General features: G+C 32.2%; 20 protein-coding genes. 13 read left to right on the forward strand and 7 right to left on the reverse strand.

All coding sequences use genetic code 11. The features are described 5' to 3' along the window. Positions 1 to 113: 113 nt before the first annotated feature. Positions 114 to 1085: a TerC family protein gene (locus ACFO3N_RS12125; protein ID WP_379798035.1), complete on the forward strand. Its 972-nt coding sequence runs from the start codon at positions 114 to 116 to the stop codon at positions 1083 to 1085. Between the two features lie 161 nt (positions 1086 to 1246). Further along, positions 1247 to 3076, forward strand: a complete 1830-nt coding sequence (locus tag ACFO3N_RS12130) for a T9SS type A sorting domain-containing protein (RefSeq protein ID WP_379798037.1) — start codon at positions 1247 to 1249, stop codon at positions 3074 to 3076. A gap of 67 nt (positions 3077 to 3143) precedes the next feature. Here the strand turns inward: ACFO3N_RS12130 and ACFO3N_RS12135 are convergent, their stop codons facing one another. From ACFO3N_RS12135 to ACFO3N_RS12145, 3 genes are all read right to left on the reverse strand, one after another. After that, positions 3144 to 3665, reverse strand: a complete 522-nt coding sequence (locus ACFO3N_RS12135) for a hypothetical protein (RefSeq protein ID WP_379798039.1) — start codon at positions 3663 to 3665, stop codon at positions 3144 to 3146. Positions 3666 to 3754: 89 nt separating this feature from the next. Beyond that, positions 3755 to 4624, reverse strand: a complete 870-nt coding sequence (locus tag ACFO3N_RS12140) for an alpha/beta hydrolase (RefSeq protein ID WP_379798041.1) — start codon at positions 4622 to 4624, stop codon at positions 3755 to 3757. 277 nt (positions 4625 to 4901) lie between these two features. After that, complete coding sequence (locus ACFO3N_RS12145; protein WP_202000552.1) at positions 4902 to 5774, reverse strand: AraC family transcriptional regulator; 873 nt, start codon at positions 5772 to 5774, stop codon at positions 4902 to 4904. Between the two features lie 450 nt (positions 5775 to 6224). Between ACFO3N_RS12145 and ACFO3N_RS12150 the strand changes: the two genes are divergently transcribed. The 4 genes from ACFO3N_RS12150 to ACFO3N_RS12165 all read left to right on the forward strand — a co-directional run bounded on the left by ACFO3N_RS12150 (position 6225) and on the right by ACFO3N_RS12165 (position 9274). Beyond that, positions 6225 to 6590: a T9SS type A sorting domain-containing protein gene (locus tag ACFO3N_RS12150; RefSeq protein WP_250835333.1), complete on the forward strand. Its 366-nt coding sequence runs from the start codon at positions 6225 to 6227 to the stop codon at positions 6588 to 6590. 645 nt (positions 6591 to 7235) lie between these two features. Further along, positions 7236 to 7640 (forward strand): T9SS type A sorting domain-containing protein, encoded by a 405-nt coding sequence (locus ACFO3N_RS12155; RefSeq protein WP_379798044.1) that lies wholly within the window; start codon positions 7236 to 7238, stop codon positions 7638 to 7640. Between the two features lie 483 nt (positions 7641 to 8123). Continuing rightward, positions 8124 to 8525 carry a secretion protein gene (locus tag ACFO3N_RS12160; RefSeq protein ID WP_379798046.1) on the forward strand — a complete coding sequence of 134 codons (402 nt, stop codon included), beginning with the start codon at positions 8124 to 8126 and terminating at the stop codon, positions 8523 to 8525. A gap of 362 nt (positions 8526 to 8887) precedes the next feature. After that, on the forward strand, positions 8888 to 9274 hold the full coding sequence (locus tag ACFO3N_RS12165; protein ID WP_379798048.1) for a secretion protein: 387 nt from the start codon (positions 8888 to 8890) through the stop codon (positions 9272 to 9274). Positions 9275 to 9334: 60 nt separating this feature from the next. On the opposite strand, the gene ACFO3N_RS12170 is transcribed toward ACFO3N_RS12165, so the two are convergent. Beyond that, the gene (locus ACFO3N_RS12170) at positions 9335 to 9781 is read right to left on the reverse strand and encodes a hypothetical protein (protein ID WP_379798050.1); all 447 of its coding nucleotides are present in this window, start codon (positions 9779 to 9781) and stop codon (positions 9335 to 9337) included. Positions 9782 to 10109: 328 nt separating this feature from the next. On the opposite strand from ACFO3N_RS12170, the gene ACFO3N_RS12175 reads away from it, so the two are divergent. After that, on the forward strand, positions 10110 to 10496 hold the full coding sequence (locus tag ACFO3N_RS12175; protein ID WP_379798051.1) for a tetratricopeptide repeat protein: 387 nt from the start codon (positions 10110 to 10112) through the stop codon (positions 10494 to 10496). A 187-nt stretch (positions 10497 to 10683) separates the two neighbouring features. Here ACFO3N_RS12175 and ACFO3N_RS12180 read toward each other — a convergent pair whose 3' ends face one another. Beyond that, on the reverse strand, positions 10684 to 11055 hold the full coding sequence (locus ACFO3N_RS12180; RefSeq protein WP_379798053.1) for a hypothetical protein: 372 nt from the start codon (positions 11053 to 11055) through the stop codon (positions 10684 to 10686). Between the two features lie 342 nt (positions 11056 to 11397). After that, entirely contained in the window at positions 11398 to 11805 is a 408-nt protein-coding gene (locus tag ACFO3N_RS12185) for a helix-turn-helix domain-containing protein (protein ID WP_379798055.1), read from the reverse strand. Between the two features lie 192 nt (positions 11806 to 11997). Between ACFO3N_RS12185 and ACFO3N_RS12190 the strand changes: the two genes are divergently transcribed. Further along, a complete protein-coding gene (locus ACFO3N_RS12190; RefSeq protein ID WP_379798057.1) occupies positions 11998 to 12315 on the forward strand; it encodes a hypothetical protein in 318 nt (105 codons plus the stop codon). A 566-nt stretch (positions 12316 to 12881) separates the two neighbouring features. Here ACFO3N_RS12190 and ACFO3N_RS12195 read toward each other — a convergent pair. After that, positions 12882 to 16322 carry a methylmalonyl-CoA mutase family protein gene (locus tag ACFO3N_RS12195; RefSeq protein WP_379798059.1) on the reverse strand — a complete coding sequence of 1147 codons (3441 nt, stop codon included), beginning with the start codon at positions 16320 to 16322 and terminating at the stop codon, positions 12882 to 12884. A gap of 294 nt (positions 16323 to 16616) precedes the next feature. Between ACFO3N_RS12195 and ACFO3N_RS12200 the strand changes: the two genes are divergently transcribed. From ACFO3N_RS12200 to ACFO3N_RS12220, 5 genes are all read left to right on the forward strand, one after another. Continuing rightward, entirely contained in the window at positions 16617 to 18179 is a 1563-nt protein-coding gene (locus tag ACFO3N_RS12200) for a L,D-transpeptidase family protein (protein ID WP_379798061.1), read from the forward strand. A 180-nt stretch (positions 18180 to 18359) separates the two neighbouring features. Beyond that, positions 18360 to 18701 (forward strand): hypothetical protein, encoded by a 342-nt coding sequence (locus ACFO3N_RS12205; protein ID WP_379798063.1) that lies wholly within the window; start codon positions 18360 to 18362, stop codon positions 18699 to 18701. 248 nt (positions 18702 to 18949) lie between these two features. Beyond that, positions 18950 to 19819, forward strand: coding sequence for a hypothetical protein (locus ACFO3N_RS12210; RefSeq protein ID WP_379798065.1), 870 nt, complete (start codon positions 18950 to 18952; stop codon positions 19817 to 19819). Positions 19820 to 19994: 175 nt separating this feature from the next. After that, positions 19995 to 20870, forward strand: coding sequence for a hypothetical protein (locus ACFO3N_RS12215; RefSeq protein WP_379798067.1), 876 nt, complete (start codon positions 19995 to 19997; stop codon positions 20868 to 20870). A 23-nt stretch (positions 20871 to 20893) separates the two neighbouring features. Continuing rightward, positions 20894 to 21238 carry an immunity protein Imm33 domain-containing protein gene (locus tag ACFO3N_RS12220; RefSeq protein ID WP_379798069.1) on the forward strand — a complete coding sequence of 115 codons (345 nt, stop codon included), beginning with the start codon at positions 20894 to 20896 and terminating at the stop codon, positions 21236 to 21238. Positions 21239 to 21618 lie beyond the last annotated feature (380 nt).

The following is a 21618-nucleotide window of genomic DNA, read 5'->3' on the forward strand; positions in this document are numbered from 1 at the left end:
ACTTAACATTTTACAAATAACAAATATTACTTAATTTTAGGGTTAATTTAATTTTTAAATTAATTAAGTTAAACATCAAAACTTATCTTTGTAAATCATTAAAAAAAATTATTATGATAGTCTGGTCACTCTTTTTACTTGCTGTAGTTTTTATTCTTGCTTTAGATTTAGGTGTCTTCAACAAAACACCCCATATTATTAGCACAAAAGAAGCCAGCAAATGGACCTTGGTTTGGGTTACTTTATCATTCCTGTTTTCGGGAGTAATTTATTGGCTATACACCACAGACTACATAGATAATCCAGATAACCTCAAACCTGCTGTTGCTTCAATGAAGTTTATTACTGGTTATTTAATCGAGCTATCTTTGAGTGTTGACAATATTTTTGTTATTGCTATTATTTTTGCTTCTTTTAAAATTCCGCAAAAATACCAGCACCGTGTTTTATTTTGGGGAATATTAGGCGCTATAGTTTTCCGCGGATTAATGATTTTCTTCGGAGTTATGCTGATCAATAAATTTGCTTGGACAACTTATGTCTTTGGAGTTTTCTTAATATTTACTGCTATAAAAATGCTTTTTTCTGGAGAAGAAGAAGATTTTCATCCAAAAGATTCTTTTATCTATAAAGCTTTAGGTAAAGTTATGCCGATTACAGCAGAAACAGATGGCGAGAAATTTTTCATTTCAACCAAAACGGCAAAAAAAGCAGCTACTCCACTATTTGTAGCTTTAATTGTTATTGAAGTAATGGACGTTTTATTTGCTGTAGACAGTGTCCCTGCAATTCTGGCTATTACCAAAGATCCTTTTTTGGTATTCAGTTCGAACATTTTTGCCATTCTTGGATTACGTTCTATGTACTTCTTCTTAGCAAGTATGTTAGCAAAATTCAGTTATTTAGAATACAGTTTAGTTGCAATTTTAGCTTTCGTTGGATTAAAGATGCTTCTGCACGATTTCTTCCACGTTCCAGAATGGGCTTCTTTAGGATTTATTGCTTTATCTCTTCTAGTAGGAATCTTAGTTTCTCTTAAATTCGGACCAGAAAAAGTTTTAAATGATTCGTCAAGCGAAGAATAATTAGTTTCAAAACATATATTTATAAAAAAGGAAATCTTACGATTTCCTTTTTTTATACAACTGTCAGTTATTTTTTAATACTTTTCCTATATTTTAACATTTAAATTTAAAGAAATTACATATAAATATTTATTTTAGACTTTTTAATTTAAATTATTGTTATGAAAAAAAATTATTTATTTCTCATTGCAACATTAATGCTAAACGCTTTAATGTTTGCACAAACCGTTACCTTAACACCTACAGCGGTAAATAATACCAATGTAAATTCTGGGCCAATCAATTTAGCCTCTGTTCCAACTTCAACCGTCTCATTAAACGTTAAAGTTGATATTCCAAGCAATGTTGCTGTCAGTGACTACGGAACATTAAAAATATATTATTCTAATTCAAGTGTATTAAATGCCAATATTGCGTCTGGAGGAGATAGTGGCACTTTGTTTTTTGGTGGCGGAAGAATTGCAACTCGTAGCATTGTAATAAATTTATTCTGGAGTGATTTTCTAACTTCTGGCGGATTTATTTTTGCTGAATACAAAAATCCTGCAGGAACGGCTTATAGAAGCTCAAATTTAGCCGTGATTAAAAATTCAACAATGAATTCAGGCACAACTCTTAACCCTCCTGCAGATGCGCCTAACCCAACAAAAATTACCAATACATTATGTTGCAACCAAACTGTAAGACTAGGCGACAAACCACAGCCTATAACTGGTTCTAAATTTTTAAATCCTTACGAAAAAGAACCTTATGGCATTAAAGCTAGTTGGGAAACAAATGGCAACCCTCTTCCTCCTAATATTTTAAATGTAGACAATATTAACCATAGTTTAACTCTAGACCACACCACTTCTCTAGGAAGCTTTACAGTAAAAAGAAAGCTAGGTTATATTTATCGCAATGAATATCCGAACACAAGTAATACAGTTACAATTACAGTTGTACCTTCACCGATATTGACCAATAGTATTTTCCCAACTGATGGCTCAATTCCTAACACAGAAGGGTTTTATGAATTATCTAATCTCAAAAGTTTAAATATAAATGGTTTTGTATCTAAAATAAATTTGAACATTTTAAGTGATCCAAATCATACGAATCAAAGAGGCGATGATATTAAAGATGTAGATAGCTACAGATGGGAATACAAAGACATTAAATACAATAGTAATCCATGGGTCACTATTCCTAACGCAAATACAGAAGCTATAGATTTTTCAGATCCATCTCAACTTTCTAATTTTGAAGACACGTACTATTCAGTAAGGAGAATAGCAATTTATAAAAACATTTCAAGAACAAGTAATGAAGTAAAAATCGCGGTCAGAAGTTTACGTTTTAACAATACCATTTGCTGTGATCAAATTTTAAAAATTCAGTCTCTTACAAACTTTGAAAAACCTCAAATTTTTACAGGATCAACTTCAACTGTAGAAGATACAGATAATATCGATCGTGATTTTATTGTAACATCTATTTCATATCAATGGCAAATTCAAACTAAATCAAGAAATCTTACTACATGGTCAGACATAACAGGAGCAACATCAAAAGATTACTTTCCAAACCAACCTCTAAATGTAATTAACAACAACAATAGAGGAGCAACTTATACATTTGAATCATCTTACAATTATAGACGAATTGCTAAAATTAATTATAAATTCTATTCCAATACAAAATGGATCAATGCAACAATTTCGAGCTACAGTAATGAAGTTTCTCTCCAAGGCACCTCAGCAGAACCTTATATAAAAGTTTTCCCGAATCCAGCTTCTTCCTTTTTAAATATTGAAAGTACAGCAAACATATCTAATTCCAAAGTAACCATTTCCAATGTTCTTGGAAATATTGTTAATTCAAATAACTATTCCGTTATAACACCTAATTTAATAGGTATAGACATTACAAATCTTACAACGGGCACATATTTTATTATAATTGAAAATCAAATTTTAGGCATTACTCAAAAAACATTTATCAAACAATAAAGCTCTTCTATAAATTAAAAAAGGAAATCGTAAGATTTCCTTTTTTATTCTTCTATATTTAAAAATATTAAAACTTAATTTTTTGCACTTGGCTTTCACTTAAATTAGCACCTTTCATTACTTCTAAATAATTAGATTTATCTACTGATGCGGCAAAATCTGCAGGAACAACAACAATTCTAAAAATTTGATTCAACCTATAATCTGCAGGAATAGTTGCTTGATCATTTCCATCCAAATAAATATTCACATAGTTATAAGTGAAAACATATTTTAATGAAAAATCCCTAGTTCCATCATCAAAATAATAAGTTTCTGGTAATGCTTGCCAAACTGGTCTACCTCCATTATCAGTGCCATCAAAACGATAGACTAAAACTACATCTGAATCTACTAATGGTACAGGAAAATTAAATCTAACGCTGTAATCATTAGCATTAGTAAAATTATAATAATTTGGTGCAATGTTTTCATAAACCGCTCCTATTAAACCTGGAGGCCCTTCTGGTCCTGGAGGCCCTTCTGGTCCTTCACAGCTAGAAAATGCAATTAAACCGATAACTGCAAATAAGGTAAGTATCTTTTTCATAATTATTTTTTTTTAAGGATTATATATAAAGGTATTCCAAAAATTAAACCAAAAAAAGTGATTTGGCTTATTTTACCATAAAAATGTCCTTATTTTTTCACAGTCACCTGATTTCTAGCTAGTATTTTATTAAAAAATAATACGTGATACGGAAGTGAGTTTTCCCAATAATCCCAAGTATGAGCTCCTGGACGTTCTGTGTAATCGTGGTCAACTTTATTATAAACCAATCTTCTGTGCAGTTCTCTATTTGGCTCGATTAAAAAATCGTCTACACCACAATCTATAATTAAAGGAAGCTTATTCGATTTCAATTTATCGGCCATTCTTAAAACAGAATTTTGTTCGTACAATTCTGTATTACCGCTTTTATCCCCAAATACGGGCTGCATCAATTTTACAACCTGCGCTGAGGAATCTCTGTTAAGCATCGTACTCATATCTACTGCCCCGCTCATACTTCCTGCTGCACAAAATAATTCTGGATGCCTGGCTGACAAATACAATGCACCATGTCCGCCCATAGACAGACCTGTAATAACTCTACCATTTTTATTGGCAATTGTTTTATAGGTTTTATCTACTTTCTGAATTACTTCCTGTGTAATAAAAGTCTCAAACTGACTTTCTTTATTTACAGGACTATCAATATAAAAACTAAACGTTTCCCCCTCTGGCATTACAATAATCATATTGTATTGATCCGCCAGATTGTGAACCAATTTTTTGTTTGGAGTACTTTTTAGCCAATCGCTAAAATGTCCGTAAGCACCATGCAAAAGGTACATTACAGGAAAAGCCGTTTTACTTTTTGCATAAGAATTTGGCAAAACTACCGCTGCTTTATAGGTTTTTCCCATTGCGGTACTGGCAACTTGAAGTGTGTCCACTTTTGCAGCATATGTCATGGTGGTAAGACAAAGCAAAAATGCAGACAATAGCATTTTAAATTTCTTCATTTTGATATTTTTTTTCTGATTAGGGTTTGTAAATATAACTTTTTTCAGAATAAAATATATGAAAAATCCGACTGGTTTTGGATGCTAAAAATAACCACCGATTCACGAATTATTTTTCAAATAATTGCGAAATATTATTCAGATCACTTGATGCTATAAATTGTACAAATTAGCAATTCGTAGAATTTATAGAAAAACAAAAAAAATAGCCACCAATTCACGAATTAATATTAAATAAAATTCGTGAATTGGTGGCTAAAAAAAACTCAAGCTAAAACTAGCTGATTATAATCTTATGCTCATGACGGTATTGTGAAGCGCTTTTACCCGTATATTGTTTAAACGATTTACTAAAGTGGCTGAAGTTATTAAAACCGCTTTCGTAACAAACCTCATTAATACTCATTGGCTGTTCTGCCAAAAGCTTAGAAGCGTGCACTAGACGATATTCATTTACAAACTCCGTAAATGTTTTATTGGATATCTTCTTGAAATAACGGCAAAAAGAAGGCGTGGTCATACTTACCAGACTCGAAACCTCATCTATCGAAATAGATTCCTGAAAATGATCTTTTACAAAATTGAAAACCACATTCATACGATCATTATCCTGAGTTTGCAATTCCATCGAAAATCCGTCTGCATTTAAAATGGTATATTCTTCAGCAGATTCCAATTCGTCTAAAACACTCAAAAGCGTTATAAGTCTTTGAAATGGAGGTTCATTCTCCATCATTTCAATTTTCTTACCGATACGTTTTTTCGTTTCACCTCCAAAAGCGATTCCGCCTTTAGCTTGTTTCAAAATATTTTGCACCTTTTTCATTTCGGGCGCCACAAAAAAGTCGCTTCCTAAAAATTCAGGTTTAATATGGATAACGGTTTCCGTTGTATTTCCTGTTTGCTCATTTGTAAAACCGCAATGCGGCAAATTAGCTCCTATTAAAAGTAAACTACCATTGGTATAATAAGAAACATGGCTTCCTATTTGTCTTTTTCCTGCCCCACCATTTATATAGACCAATTCAATTTCTGGATGATAGTGCCATAAATGAGCTTTACTATTGGTCTTTTCGGCGTGTTTAGTGTAGGTAAAAGAACTTCCGTATGAGTTAGTTATCACTTCAAGAGCTGGGGCAATAGTCTTCATGATAATTTCTTTAAAAAATAATAGCAAATTTAACAAAATCACCTAAAATAATTTAAATTTTAACCTATAACGGTTTCGTAAATGCGAATTTTACATTAAAATAACTTTCTTAACACTGAAGAATTTATATCAAATTCGGCTTTTTTTTAGGGTCTTATTTTTTTTCTTCACTTTTTTTTTATTTATCCTATTTAAAACTCGATTTTATACCAATATGCTAAAATTTGTAAGAAAAATGGAAATTTTAAGAAGTATTCAGTTTTTTAAAAACTTTGAATAAAAACAATCAAATTAACAAAAACACAACATTAAAGTCAAATTTTAACATATAACGGTTTCGTAAATGAGAATATAGCATATAAATTGGAAAATATAGATGTTAAAATACCACACATGCTGCTATAACTTTGCATCAGAAAAATGAACGAAAAAAATTTAATACTATAGAATATGAAAAAGGTTATGAAATTAAGTTTAGTATTTGCAGTACTTCTAACAGGAATGAGTACATATGCAATTGATGGAAATGAAGCATTAAATCTTCATGTATTAAAAGGAAATGGCAAGGTAATTGCTTTTGGAATTAATCAATTACAAAAAGCAGTTATTAGTATATATGATACAAATGGTACTTTAATCTATACTGAGAATGCTTCTGGTAAAGACGGAATCTTAAGAACTTTCAGTTTAGAAGAATTCCCTCAAGGAAAATATATTTTAGAGGTTGCTGACAGCTTCAAAAAAGTAAAATACGATATCACTGTTGACGCTAATAGTTCTGTTTTGTCTTCAAAAGGAACAGTTTCTGTTAACTAAGAAAATATTAAGGTTAAGTGCAATTCTTCACGGCACTTAAAACTTTATACTCTAATACAGTATAAAAAGTGAGGTTAGATAGTTAGTAAGTTAAAAACTTTCAAAAGTTTTAAAAACAGCTCTTTGTGGTTACTGAGCTGTTTTTTTTTGCTCTTTACTTTTTGTGGGTTATAACACAGAGATTCACAGAGCTTTTTCGCAGAGACTCACAAAGTTTTTTTGTCAAGTTGCAAATACAAAGTTCGCAAAGCTATATTATTATAAAGCTTTGCGAACTTTTTTATTATATAAAATTTACTCAAAAAACCTTTGTGAACTTTGTGTAACCTTTGTGCCCTTTGCGTTACAATACACAATCCAAATAAAAACTTAGAATCTCAACATCTTAGAACCTTAGCACCTTTATAATTCCTACATTTTTTAAACAAATCGTTATCTCAATGTAAATTAAAAATTACTAAAAACGTTGAAAAATAATAACCGAATCAACAAAAACGGTATAAAATAGATTAAATTTTAACATATAACGGTTTCGTAAATGAGAATATAGCATATAAAATGGAGAATATAGTATTGATTTTTTACTTACAACTGAAGTAATTTAGCATCAGAGAATTAGAACTATTAATTTAAAAACTAAATACCATGAAAAAGATTGTTAGATTGAGTTTAGTAGCAGCATTGCTTTTCACTGGAATAAGCACATACGCAATTGATGGAACAGCAGATTTTAATCTGCATGTAATTAAAGCTAATGGTAAACAAATCACTTTTGGTCTTAACCAAACGCAAAAAGCCAACTTAGCAATTTACGATAAAGATGGATCTTTAATTTATTCTGAAAGCGCTTCAGGTAAAGACGGGATTTTAAGAACTTTCAGCCTAGAAGAATTTCCAGAAGGAACTTACTTCCTGGAAGTAGAAGACAATACAAAAAAAGCAAAATACGAAATCACGATTACTGATGAAGTTTCTGTTTTATCGAAAAACGCAGTTTCTTCTGTTTACAAAGCAGGTTTTGTTAAAAATACAAGCGTGGCAGCACGCTAAAAAGTTTATGCTTTCATAAAGTATAAAAGTGAGGTTAGATAGTTAGTAAGTTTAAAAACTTTCAAAAGTTTTAAAAACAGCTCTTTGTGGTTATAGAGCTGTTTTTTTTTACCACAAAGTTTTTTACCGCAAAGTGCGCAAAGATTTACGCAAAGTTCGCAAAGTTTTTTTCACAAAGCTTTGCGAACTTTTTCGTTTTATAAACCTCTTGTATAATAATTCTTAGCGTACTTTGCGGTTAAAAAACTCACTTCGTTTTTGTAAATAAATCCTTAACCCATTGTAAACTTAAAATCAAGTAAAACATTGAAAAATAATAAATGAATTAACAAAAACGTTAAAAATAATTCACGTTTTAACCTATAACGGTTTCGTAAATGAGAATAGAGCATAGAAATAGGAAAATACAGTTGCTCTTTTTCACGCAATACATAAGTAATTTAGCATCAGAGAATTAGAACTATTAATTTAAAACTAAGTACCATGAAAAAGATTGCAAAATTGAGTTTAGTAGCAGCGTTGCTTTTCACAGGAATAAGCACATACGCAATTGATGGAAATGGAGAATTTAATCTTCATGTATTAAAAGCTAATGGAAAACTGATCACTTTCGCACTTAACAAAGTACAGAAAGCCAATTTAGCTATTTATGACAAGGACGGAACTTTAATCTATTCTGAAAGCGCATCTGGAAAAGATGGAATTTTAAGAACTTTCAGCCTAGAAGAATTTCCTGAGGGAACTTACTATTTAGAAGTAGAAGACAGTGTAAAAAGAGTAAAATATGAAATCACAATAGGAGATAATGCATCTTTATCTAGAAATGCAGTTTCTTCTGTTTACAAAGCTGGTTTTGCTAAAAACACTAGTGTTGCTACACGCTAAAATTTTATACTTCAAAAAGGTATAAATTAAGGTTAGAAAATTTTAAAATTGCGCTTATAAGAAACAGCTCGTGGTGGTTACAGAGCTGTTTTTTTTGTTTAAGAATTAAAACAGATGATGAAACAGAAAATTTCTGAAAATTATTCTTATTAATTCAACTCTTTGATTTTTAAGTGTTAAAAAAAGTTTTCTAAAAATAAATCCAAAAGCACAGTATTTACGTACATAGTTCAAACAAAATACCGAAATAATTACAATTCAATAACTTAAGCGTTTAAAAATGCTAATTTATTGCTAAAAATTAAATTTGTATTTGTAGTTTTACGCGTTCCACATTTAGTAATTAACAATTTAAAAAAAACATGACAAAATTTACCAAAGCTGGTTTAGTTGCTGCCTTTTTTTTAGCGACTGTGTTTACCTACGCCATTGATGGAAAAGGTGATTACATTTTAAATATCAAAACAGGAAATGGAAAAGTAGTTAGCTTTACTTTAGACATTGTAGAAAATGCATCTTTCTCTATCTACGACGAAAATCACAATTTACTTTATGCGGGAGAATCTGCAGCAGACAAATTAGAAGTTTCTAAAACAATTAGTTTAGAAAGTTTTCCTGCTGGAACGTATGTTCTTGAAGTGAAAGCAAACGACAAAGTTGCGAAACACGAAATTAAAGTCGCTGCTAAAAAAGTGAAGACTGTAAAGTTAGATCAATCTGTTAACCAGAGTCCATCTTTCCGTCGTTAATTTTTTGCCCCCAAAAAAAGAATTAGAAAAGCAGCCCGTACCAGGAGCTGCTTTTTTGTTTTAGATTTTATCATTTCTTAAACTCAAACCAATTTTTACCAGTTTCCAAAAAAGATCTTTTTCAGAGGGAACGATTACTTTTTGAGATTCTTTAAAAGCAGTAGAATGTCCAAAAGCATATATATAATCCAGCACATCTATCAATTTGAAGCTTTGTTTATATTCTGCACGCACTTCTTCGCTATTGGCAAAACATACATTTCCAGATTCTTGTTCTTCTAAAAACAACAAACCTAAATGATTGGCAAAATATTTCACCACATCTTTATTTATAAAAATTATTTCGGAAATTTCTTGAAACAAATCATCTATTATAAAAGATGCATCAGGACTACTCTGCTGTATTTTTTGAACACAGAACTCCAGATCAACATTCTCTTGAAATGCAATCGTTGTCTTCTCTTGCCGTAAAGCTTCTATTTTATTCAGATATTCTTGTATTGTCATCTTAAAAATTGCGTTATGACATAAAGTTAAATTATATTTTTTAACGAATGAAAAACACGGCATCTAAAATCACTTTTCTAGCTTTTGAAAACACACAAAAACACACAAAATCAAACACTTAAAAATCATTAACAGAATCGACCAAATCAAAAAAAAATCGTTAAAAAACACTTTACATTACTGATTTCCATATATTTGTATACTAAAAGTATCTTTAATCGTAAAATAATAAAGTAAAAATGCCGTTTACGATTAATAAAGCTTTTTTGGTGTAGAGAATCATTTTAAAAGCAATTCAAAAAATACGATTAATACCAAAACTAAACCTATGCAAAAACAACTAGCTATTTTAGTATTGTTTATCGCATTTTCATTTCGTGCTTCTGCACAAAACGAAACTTATTATAAAACCGATAAAGTTGGCGAAAAGTATGCCTATGTCGATGTTATAAGAACTTACGAAAAGGTTGCGGCAAAAGGCTACAAGTCTGTAGACTTGTTTCAAAAACTAGGAAATTCATCGTATTCGAATTGCGAACTAGAAAAAGCAGCCGAATGGTACAGTGAACTCTTCGCTCTAACCACAGATTTAGATCCTGTTTATTATTACCGCTACGCAGAATCGTTACGTTCTATTTCTGAAAATGAAAAAGCCGATGCGCTGATTGAAAAATTAAAACGCAAACCAAAAACTTCGATAAAAAGCAAAGTTTAATCAAACTTGAATTGATATAAAAAAACCTCTCATTACTGAGAGGTTTTTATATTTAATCCACAATCTTGTCATTTCGACGGAGGAGAAATCTTCGTACGCTGGGCACGCACTTTTGCGGAGCTACTTGCGAAGATTTCTCCCTTCGGTCGAAATGACAAACTTTACGGAGTTTTATTGTTTTGTTAGACTAGAGACCACCTTTCAGTTTAAAATTATATTGAAATTCATTTCCCTCCGGAGGATGACCAGCGTTCCATTCAAGGGTAATAATATTAGATGCATATTCTTCCATATTATCAAAACAATGCAATAAAATAGCCGAACCTTCATCCTGTTTTACAATTGCTTCAATTGCTTTAAAAGAATACTCATAACCTTCATCATCCAATGCTACAAGATCAAACACGATATCTTTCGTCTTTGAAAGCGCCGCATACAAGGTTAACAGCTTTTTAGGCGTTCCTGGAATTTTCTCCAATCTTGTTTCGGGCGTTATCCATTTCCATTTATCTTCAAATATTCTTTTATATAAAGGACTCTTGCAATTTGCAATTTGCATTTTTCTTAAGGTATCTTTTTACTGTTGTTAAAGGAAAAAAAAATATCCCTGAAGTATGATCTTTTAAAATACTCAACAAAGGTCATTTTTCTATGCAAGGTCACATTTTCATGCTTAGTTTTGCCGCAAAAAATATTCCTGAGCAAGATCTCAGCATCATATAAATGTTTTCCGTTGTACAAATACAAAACGATTATTTCGCCTTCATACAAAGTAAATGGCGGTATAAAATAAGTATCTGTTTTAATGCCTTTATTTTCTAGTACTATTTTCAATAATTGGAAAGTTTTAAAATGAGAAAAGCACCCGCCGTGGCAGATGCTTTTTATTTCAATTCAATTACTACTTATCTTTGAGCAACTTTTCTAAATATTCGATTTTATCTTTTTCTGCTTGAAGCAAACGCTCGTAAAGCTTTTTGTTTTCTTCTACCGTTTCCATTAATTTATCTAATGGATTGAAAGTGCAATTATTAAGTCCGAAATAATTATTGGGACTTTCATTAAAAGTATTAAAATAATTAATTGCCGCTTCGTCAGAAAAATTCTTAATGGCATCAACTGATACACCAAGTGCTTTTGCCACCTCAACAAGTTTATCGTCATCAATGGTTTCGCTGTTTTCCATAGCCGAAATCGCTTGCTGGTTTGTTCCTAAAGCTTGCGCCAAAGCTTCTTGCTTCATATCACGAAGTTCACGAATACGGCTTATTTTTCGCCCTATATGATTTGGTTTTGTTAGTGTGCTCATAATTCAAAGATAATAATAAAGTCTCAAAATCGGTAAAATGTAAAAAACAGATTTTACGCCGTGCATTACGACAAAAAATGATTTCGTACAGCAAAATCTATTTCTTCCTTCGCTGAATCAAACAAAAGTACAATTTTTCTTATAATAATTTCATAAAAGTCAAATTGTAAACCATTTAAAAATATACGTCTTATGGAAACAAACGAAACAGAAAAACTACAAAAACTGCAAAAATTAATCGCTCAGTATTTTACAACGCTAAAACCAACCGATGAAGCCAATTCTTATACCGCACAATTTAAAGTGGTCAATTACTTAGAACTTGGCTGCCTCATTACCGATTTACTGAAATTATGCATTCTAGCGCTTGATAATGAGATGCATAATTTTTCTAAAAAAGATAAAAGTGCAACTATTAATGTGAGTCTGATTTTGGAAACTGTTCTGCATTTGTTTCCTATGGATGAAATGGAGTTTTTAGGGTTTGTTGGGGAGGTTGTTAATGAATGATTTTCTCCTTTGCTATTCCAAAACGATAAACATATAGCCCGTGGCTTCAACCACGGGAACGTAATATTGTCTTACTCGTATTGTGTACCCGTGGTTGAAACCACGGGCTATATTTGATAATAGGACTTTTTTTGCTGGCGTAAGCGTTACGCTAGTGCATTACTTTGCATTCACGAGCGAGACGCTCGCGCTAACGGGAAATTTATTAAGAAGCTTAGATTCTTAAAAGCTTGCATAAAAAAGCCTGAAAGGCTAACAGCTCCAAAATAGGGCAACGCCCTATTAGAGAACACCCTGAACACCACGAACCTCCTACTACACAAAACCCAATACAAATCGAAGCCCTGAAAGGGCAACAGCCATTCTTGTTATCTAATAGCTTACGCCCTTTCAGGGCTTTATTATCAGGCTCAATTATAGACATTGGGCTTTGCCCAATGCTAAAGATGCTTTTAGGCCTTTGGCCTAATTAGAAGGTTCTCAAATTGAAAGACATATTATAATTTCTAACAAAAAAACCTCCCAATAATCTTGAGAGGTTTTTCCATATAATTAAAAAATAAAATTTACATATTCCTTCTATACTGCCCACCCACTTCAAACAACGCCGAAGTAATCTGCCCTAAAGAACAAACCTTTGTAGCTTCCATTAAGTGGTCGAATAAGTTTTCGTTTTTAATAGCGGCTTGCTGTAACGTATTTAAATGCTCGTTTACTTTTGTTTCGTGAAACTGGTGCAAGTTTTCCAGCATTGTAATTTGATATTGTTTTTCTTCTTCAGTCGCACGAATTACTTCTGCCGGAATTACTGTTGGAGATCCTTTTGAACTCAAGAATGTATTTACACCCACAATTGGGAAATCTCCGTTGTGTTTTAAGGTTTCATAATACAAACTTTCTTCCTGAATTTTAGAGCGTTGGTACATCGTTTCCATTGCGCCTAAAACTCCTCCACGTTCTGTAATTCTGTCAAATTCCTGAAGAACTGCAGCTTCTACTAAATCTGTCAATTCTTCGATGATGAATGAACCTTGAATTGGGTTTTCGTTTTTCGCTAAACCTAATTCTTTATTGATAATCAGCTGAATTGCCATTGCACGACGCACAGATTCTTCTGTTGGCGTTGTAATGGCTTCGTCGTAAGCATTTGTGTGCAATGAATTACAGTTATCGTAAATCGCGTATAAAGCTTGTAAAGTTGTTCTAATATCGTTGAAATCAATTTCCTGTGCGTGTAACGAACGACCAGATGTCTGAATGTGATATTTCAGCATTTGTGCTCTTTCGTTGGCTCCGTATTTGTTTTTCATGGCTTTCGCCCAAATCTTACGCGCTACACGACCAATAACTGAATATTCTGGATCTACTCCGTTTGAGAAGAAGAATGATAAATTTGGTCCAAAATCGTTGATGTTCATTCCGCGACTCAAATAATATTCTACGTAAGTGAAACCATTTGAAAGCGTAAACGCCAATTGCGTAATTGGGTTTGCTCCCGCCTCAGCAATATGATATCCAGAAATCGAAACCGAATAGAAATTACGAACATTTTTAGTAATAAAATATTCCTGAACGTCGCCCATTAATCGCAAAGCAAATTCAGTTGAGAAAATACAAGTATTCTGCGCCTGATCTTCTTTCAAAATATCGGCCTGAACCGTTCCACGAACTTGAGCTAACGTTTTTACTTTTATTTCGTTATAAACTTCCAAAGGCAAAACCTGATCTCCCGTAACACCCAAAAGCATTAATCCTAAACCGTTGTTTCCAGCAGGAAGTTCGCCTTGGTATTTCGGTCTTTCGATTCCTTTGTCTTTATATAATTTGTTGATTTTAGCTTCAACCTCTTTTTCTAAATCATTTGCCTTGATGTAAATCTCACATTGCTGATCAATTGCCGCATTCATAAAGAAACCTAACAACATCGGCGCAGGCCCGTTAATGGTCATACTTACCGAAGTTAAAGCATGAACCAAGTCGAAACCTGAATATAGTTTTTTGGCATCGTCTAAACAGCAGATTGAAACTCCTGCATTTCCGATTTTTCCATAAATATCAGGACGCAAATCTGGATCATTTCCGTATAAAGTAACGCTGTCAAAAGCTGTCGAAAGACGTTTTGCAGGCATTCCCGCACTTACATAATGAAAACGTTTGTTGGTTCTTTCTGGTCCGCCCTCGCCCGCAAACATTCTTGACGGATCTTCGCCTTCACGCTTAAACGGATATAATCCCGAAGCAAAAGGAAATTCACCTGGAACATTTTCCTGTAAATTCCAACGCAGGATATCGCCCCAGCCTTCATATTTAGGCAAAGCAATTTTAGGAATCTGTAAATGTGATAAACTTTCAGAATGCGTTGCAATCTTGATTTCTTTATCACGAACTTTAAACGAGTAAACCGGATTTTTATATTTCGCTACTTTTTCATCCCAATTCAGGATAATTTCCCAATTGTATGGATCTAAATCCATTTTTACTTTATCAAACTGATTCAATAAAAGATTTAAAAAAATTCTATTTTCGTCGTGTTCTGCAATTCCGCTTGGTAAAACTGTAGCATCATCGATTCCTCCTTTATTGATTTGAGGTACTTTTCCAGAAACCGATTCGATGGTTTTGAAAATTCCGTATAATTTCTGCGCTACTTTTTGCTGAGAAAGGGCGATTTCATCATAAGATCTATTATTCTCTGCAATTTCAGATAAATAACGCGTTCTGTGTGGCGGAATCACGAAGATTTTCTCGCTCATTTCTTTAGTGATTTCAAAAGTCGATTTCAAATCTGAAGCCGTTTTTTCGACCACTTTATCCATAATCGCTTTGTAAAGCGTGTTCATTCCTGGATCGTTAAACTGCGAAGCGATCGTTCCGAAAACGGGCATTTCGTCTGGGCTTTTATCCCAAAGACCATGATTGCGCTGATATTGTTTTTTTACATCGCGCAAAGCATCTAATGCCCCACGTTTATCAAATTTGTTTAAAGCCACTAAATCGGCAAAATCAAGCATGTCGATTTTTTCCAATTGTGTTGCAGCTCCAAACTCTGGTGTCATTACATATAAAGAAACATCTGAATGATCCATAATTTCAGTATCAGACTGACCGATTCCTGAAGTTTCCAAAATAATCAAATCGTATTTTGCGACTTTTAGAACCTGAATTGCTTCGGCTACATATTTAGACAAAGCCAAATTCGACTGACGTGTCGCCAGCGAACGCATATATACACGAGGATTATTTATGGCATTCATACGGATTCTGTCTCCTAAAAGTGCTCCTCCTGTTTTTCTCTTAGAAGGATCGACAGAAATTAATCCGATTGTTTTTTCTGGAAAATCAATTAAAAATCGGCGAACCAATTCATCTACCAAAGAAGATTTTCCGGCTCCGCCCGTTCCCGTGATTCCTAAAACTGGAATTTTAGAAGTGGCATTGCTTTCGTGAATTTTATCAAAAACAGGTTTTGCAATTTCAGGGAAATTTTCTGCTGCCGAAATCAAACGTGCAATTGCCGTTGGAACCTTATTTTCGATATGATCAATTTCTCCGTTCAATTTATCTCCAATAGGAAAATCAGCACGCTGTACCAAATCATTAATCATTCCCTGAAGTCCTAAAGAACGTCCATCGTCTGGAGAATAAATTCTAGTGATACCATATTCATGCAATTCTGAAATTTCACTTGGAAGGATTACTCCACCTCCGCCACCAAAGATTTTAATATGCCCCGCTCCTTTTTCGCGAAGCAAATCATACATATATTTAAAGTATTCGTTGTGTCCGCCTTGATACGAAGTCATTGCAATGGCGTTGGCATCTTCTTGAATGGCGGTATTTACCACTTCTTCAACGCTTCTGTCATGACCAAGGTGAATTACTTCAACCCCAGTTGACTGAATAATACGGCGCATAATATTGATGGCGGCATCATGTCCGTCAAAAAGTGAAGCAGCGGTAACAATTCTTACTTTATTTTTAGGAATATATGGTATTTGTTGTTCCATTTTATGAATATGATAATTTTAAGCGACCAATGTACAAATTATTTTAATATTTGGTCAATCAAATAACATTATGTTAATAAAAAAGAAAATATTTTTTCTTCAATATAAAGGTATTAATTCTTGCCACTAATGGATATAAGTTAAAGAAAGCTTAAAGACATGGCAATTTCGCAACATTTAAACAAAATCAGGAAACACGTTTTGAGCACTCCCATAGTAATTTAGCATTGTAAAAAAGCCCCAAATTTTTACCAACGACTTACGTAGAAAAGTAATAACGTAAAAATTAAAAAAATGAAAACATTTTATTCATTCACCGTAATTTTAAGTTTGAGTTTTTTTGTATTTTCTTTTAACAGAATTGAAAACAACAATTTTAAATATAAAAAAGCTTCAAATCATTTAACTGTTTACCATAATCAAAATGATATAAACGAAATTTCGAACGATTTCTTCAAAAGATATTCAGATTTGAAAAGATATAAATCTGATGTCATGTCTTTATACAAAACCAGAACTCTTGGCACAATCTGGTTTGACGAAAACGAAATCAACGAATTTGGCTCTGCTTTGTATGAAAAAGCAAAAAAAACAAATGATTTAATTATTCCTTATCAAAAAGAAATAGACCAATTGTTTAGCACTTCATCAGATAAAAGTACACTTTCTCAAACTGATGCAGATATGCTTCTGAGTTCATTATATATAGTGTACGCCAAAAAAAGCAATGCCGACAAGAAAAAACTAGCTTATGATACTATGCTAAAAGATTTCTTAAACTACAGCACATTAGAAGAGGCAGAAACAACAGCAGTTGCAAGTAATGAAAAAGTAGAATTTGATCAATATTACAAATTGCAAGACGCTTTAAAAAAATACAAAAGATTAGAAAAATCTAGTAAATACAAACCAATTGTTCCGGCTGAGTCTCCTTATAAAGAGTTGCGTCCAGATGCTGTTTCAAGCACTATTTCGCAAGTTAGAACTCGTTTGTATTTATTAGGAGATTTAAAAACAGATTCTAAAAGCGATGTTTACGATCGTGAATTGATGGACGCTGTTATGAAATACAAAGTTCGTAACGGATTTAAACCGAATTACATTCTGGCAGAAGAGCATATTAACGAAATGAATATTCCGCTTGAAAGTAAAGTTGCGACTTTAAAACTTAACATGGAAAGATGCCGTGAGATTTCGGCTCAAATTGCTGCCAGCGATGAGTATGTTTTGGTTAATGTTCCCTCTTATGAATTGTTTTATGTTAAAAACGGAAAAGTAGTATTGACTTCGAGTGTTTTTGTTGGAGCTCCTCTTACCAAAACAACCATTTTTAATGGAGAAATTGACCGAATCGTTTTTAGCCCTTATTGGACAGTTCCTCAAAGTATTGTACAAAACGAGTTGAGATCTAAAATTGCTGCAGACCCAAATTATCTTGCAGAGAAAAACATGGAAATGGTTAATGGTCAAGTACGACAAAAACCAGGTCCAGACAATTCTTTAGGATTGGTAAAATTTATGTTCCCAAATCCAGATGATATTTATATGCACGATACGCCATCTAAAACTTTATTCGATTTTGAAAAAAGAACTTTTAGCCACGGATGTATTAATGTAAAAATGGCAAAAGAATTGGCTGTTGCCATGCTGAAAGATTATCCTGAATGGAATCAGGCAAAAATTGACAAAGCAATGGATGGTAAAGCAGAAAACAGTTTTAAACTTTCTAAAAAAGTACCTATTTTCATTACTTATTTTACTTCATTGGTAAATGAAAACGGAGAAATTGGTTTCTTTCAAGATGTTTACGAAAAAGATGCAGAATTAAATAATCAATTGTCTCTTAGTGTAAATTAATGCGAAACGGCATATATAAAATAATAATCGGAAATTCATTCAGTTGAGTTTCCGATTTTTTTATTTAAAAAATGTCTTAAGTTATTAGTTTTAAAACTTTTAAAGCCTTTTGTTTTTAAATTTCTGTCGCAACTTTGCATCGTAATACTACCACTAACATTAAATTAAAAACAATAGATCATGAAAACAGAAAATATTGAAGGTTTGTCATTGTTTGAAATAAGTTTATTGATACAGCAAGGCGGAAGATTTGTAATGTTTCCAAATCTGATCACTAAACTTAAAGATTACACTATTTATTTCATTCGTCCAGAGGAAAAACCAATCAAATACGCATTAAAACACTTCTTTAAAAATATAACGCATAGCTGGCGCACGCTTTTGTTAAGGCCATCTTACATTTCAAAATCTTTATTCTATTTGACATTTGGCGGTAAAGATTGCACTCAGTATATTTTAGCCAATTTAAAGCAGATTAATCCAATCAACAACCCCAATTTATACTGTTTACAGTACGTTTAAACACCTTTTTTGTCCCATAAATTTTTAATTGTACAATTTGAAAATAAAAAAGCATTAGAGTAACAGGAAAACCTACATCCTGAAAGCAAAGTGCTTCTAATACTTATAAGTACAAATTTAAAATCATCTTATATTTTTATAAGGTGATTTTTTTTTGTCTTATTCTATTATTTTTAAAACCTTTTGAGACTAGTTTGATTATGTGTTAAAGAGAGATTTGCAAATCTTTTTTTAATAGAAAATCAACAATGAAAAAATACATTTTAATTTCTAGTCTTATTGTTTCAATTCTCCTTTTTTCATGTAATAATTTCAAGTCAGAAACCTCAATTACTTCTGACGGTATCAGCAAACCAAAACCGCCAAAGGCCGTAGGTCCACCACGTGTATTATTTATTGGAAATAGTCATATGGAATACTTTGTAAGCGGTCCAACTCTATTTCAGGAATTATGCAATGCCAATAATCAAAATATAAATGTTCAGCAGCTGATAACAATAGGTGTTTCGCTCAATAAAGTTTATTTCACTAATAAAACAGAGGCCGACCAAAATTTTTCTAATATAGACAAGGATGGTAATTATTATGATTATGTTATAATTCAGGAATCGACACCAATTGCACTAACAAACCTTTCTAAGTTTAGAGACAATTTGAAATTATTTGCAGAAAAAATACATAAAAACAGTCCAGATGCAGCAATTTATGTCTATCAAAATATGTCTCCTTTATCTTATGCAAACTCAGAATACAATAATTATTATACAGAATTACGTAAAAATACCATTCTAGCTGCCGCTTTTATTAAAAATGCAGGTGTATTAAGAGTGGGTGATGCTGTTAAAGATGCATATGAAGGCAAAAGCGGTTATAAGTACCTAACAGGTAATAAAGACAATCTCCGTGACGGCAAAAACACCCTTCATTTTATAAACGATGGAGGTTTTTTACAGGCCGTTTTAATATATTCTACAATATTTGATAAAATACCAATCATCCCTAAAAAACTTCTTCTAAGCACGGGAACTGGTGATAATGACAATATGAGAAAGCAAGAAGTAGAAAAAGCAGTTACCAATACTAAGGCTCTGGAGGAAATTGCTTTTAGTAATAGATAAATTATCTTTAATATGGTTATTGTATTTAGCACCAAATTCTCAATCCACAAATTTAATGTCCTAAACTAACACTTTTAAAACTTATCAAGGCTTTAATTGTTAACTATTAAGAAGAGATTTGTCGAAATTTTATCAAAAAAAATAGCGGATGAACCCTTTTCAAATTAAAATTACAATGAAAAAACACTTTTTACTATTTGGTATTGCTGCAATGCTTTTTTCAGCCTGCAATAACAAATCGACTTCTCCAGAAGATTCGACAGTAACTGCAGAAAAAATAGCACATCCTAAAGCTCCAAAAGCAGAAGGAAGTCCTAGAATATTATTCATCGGAAACAGCCATACAGAATTTTTTGTAAGCGCTCCTATTCTATTTGGAGAAATTTGTAAAGCTAATAACCAGCCAATGATCATTGATCAATTGGTTACTATGGGAGTTTCTATTGATAAAATTTATGAAGATCATAAAACAGAGGCCGAACAAAATTTTGCAAAAACAGACAAAGATGGTAACTATTATGATTACGTAGTTATTCAGGAATCTACTCCTGTCGCTTTGGCTGAACTAGATAAATATCAGGCTAATGTAAAAATGATTACTGATAAAATACGTAAAAACAGTCCCGATGTAGCATTTTATATCTACGAAGGAATGTCTCCAATGCCTATTACGGATTCAGAATACAAAGACTATTATGACGAAATGCGTGAAAATGCAATTGCTGTTGTAAAAACCACTAAAAATGCTGGTTTGCTACGAGTTGGTGATGCAATAAATGATGCATACAACGGTAAAGCTGATTATATGTATTTAGTGAAAGATGAAGATAATCTGCGTTTTGGCGAAAGTACATTGCATCTTTTAAATGACGGCGGTTATTTGCAAGGAGCATTACTTTTTGCAACCCTATTCGATAAGAAACCGATAATGCCGAAAGAACTTACTTTAAGCACGGGAACTGGAGATAATGATGATATGAAAAAACAAGATGTCAGCAAAGCAATCAGTGATCCAAAAGCTTTAGAAGAAATTGCTTTTAGTAATCGTTAAACTTTAAAACACAAAGGAAATTTATGTCAATTCCAAATGATTTATACGGTGGTTTCGTAGTATCTAAAAATGTAATAAAAGGTATTCCGATATTATATACATATAGAGAAAAAAGCAGTATCCCACAATTAAATGGATGGAATGTTTTATCTGAAATTGATGACGAAAATTATATTAGTAATCCAAATAACTTTTCTATCATTAATGCTGAATCAATGTATAAAATTGCGCCAGTATTAAATGAAATATTTAATGCAGATTATGGAACTGATTTATTCTGGAAATATGAAAGTAACGTACACGTTGGTTTTTATGATCTGATTGAAGAACAGGATACTGATATCAGTCAAATTTTAAAAAAGAAGTAAAACATAAAAGCTCAATTTTAAATCATTTTATAAAAATATAAGATGATTTTTTTGTTTTAATGCGTGCTTATAGAATCAATACATAAATGAAAAACCGTAAAAAAACCTCCACAGTTTTAAGCCTTCTATCTTTAACTGTATGCATTATTACTATAATATTTGCTTGTTTGACATTATCTCGCCTTTGCACACGTTGGGATGTAGAGCCTTATCATGCAGCTATTATATGTCCCCTTTTATTTTTCGGATCAATGGTTTTATCAATCATTGCTATATGTTTAAACTATAAGCAAATATGTGTATGGCTTGTATTTCTAGTTGTACTCCTTTTGTCTGTATTTTCAATTTATATGATATTGGAGCAAGTAAAAGACATTCCT

The sequence above is a fragment of the Flavobacterium chungangensis genome, from assembly GCF_042654045.1.
Lineage (GTDB): Bacteria > Bacteroidota > Bacteroidia > Flavobacteriales > Flavobacteriaceae > Flavobacterium > Flavobacterium chungangensis.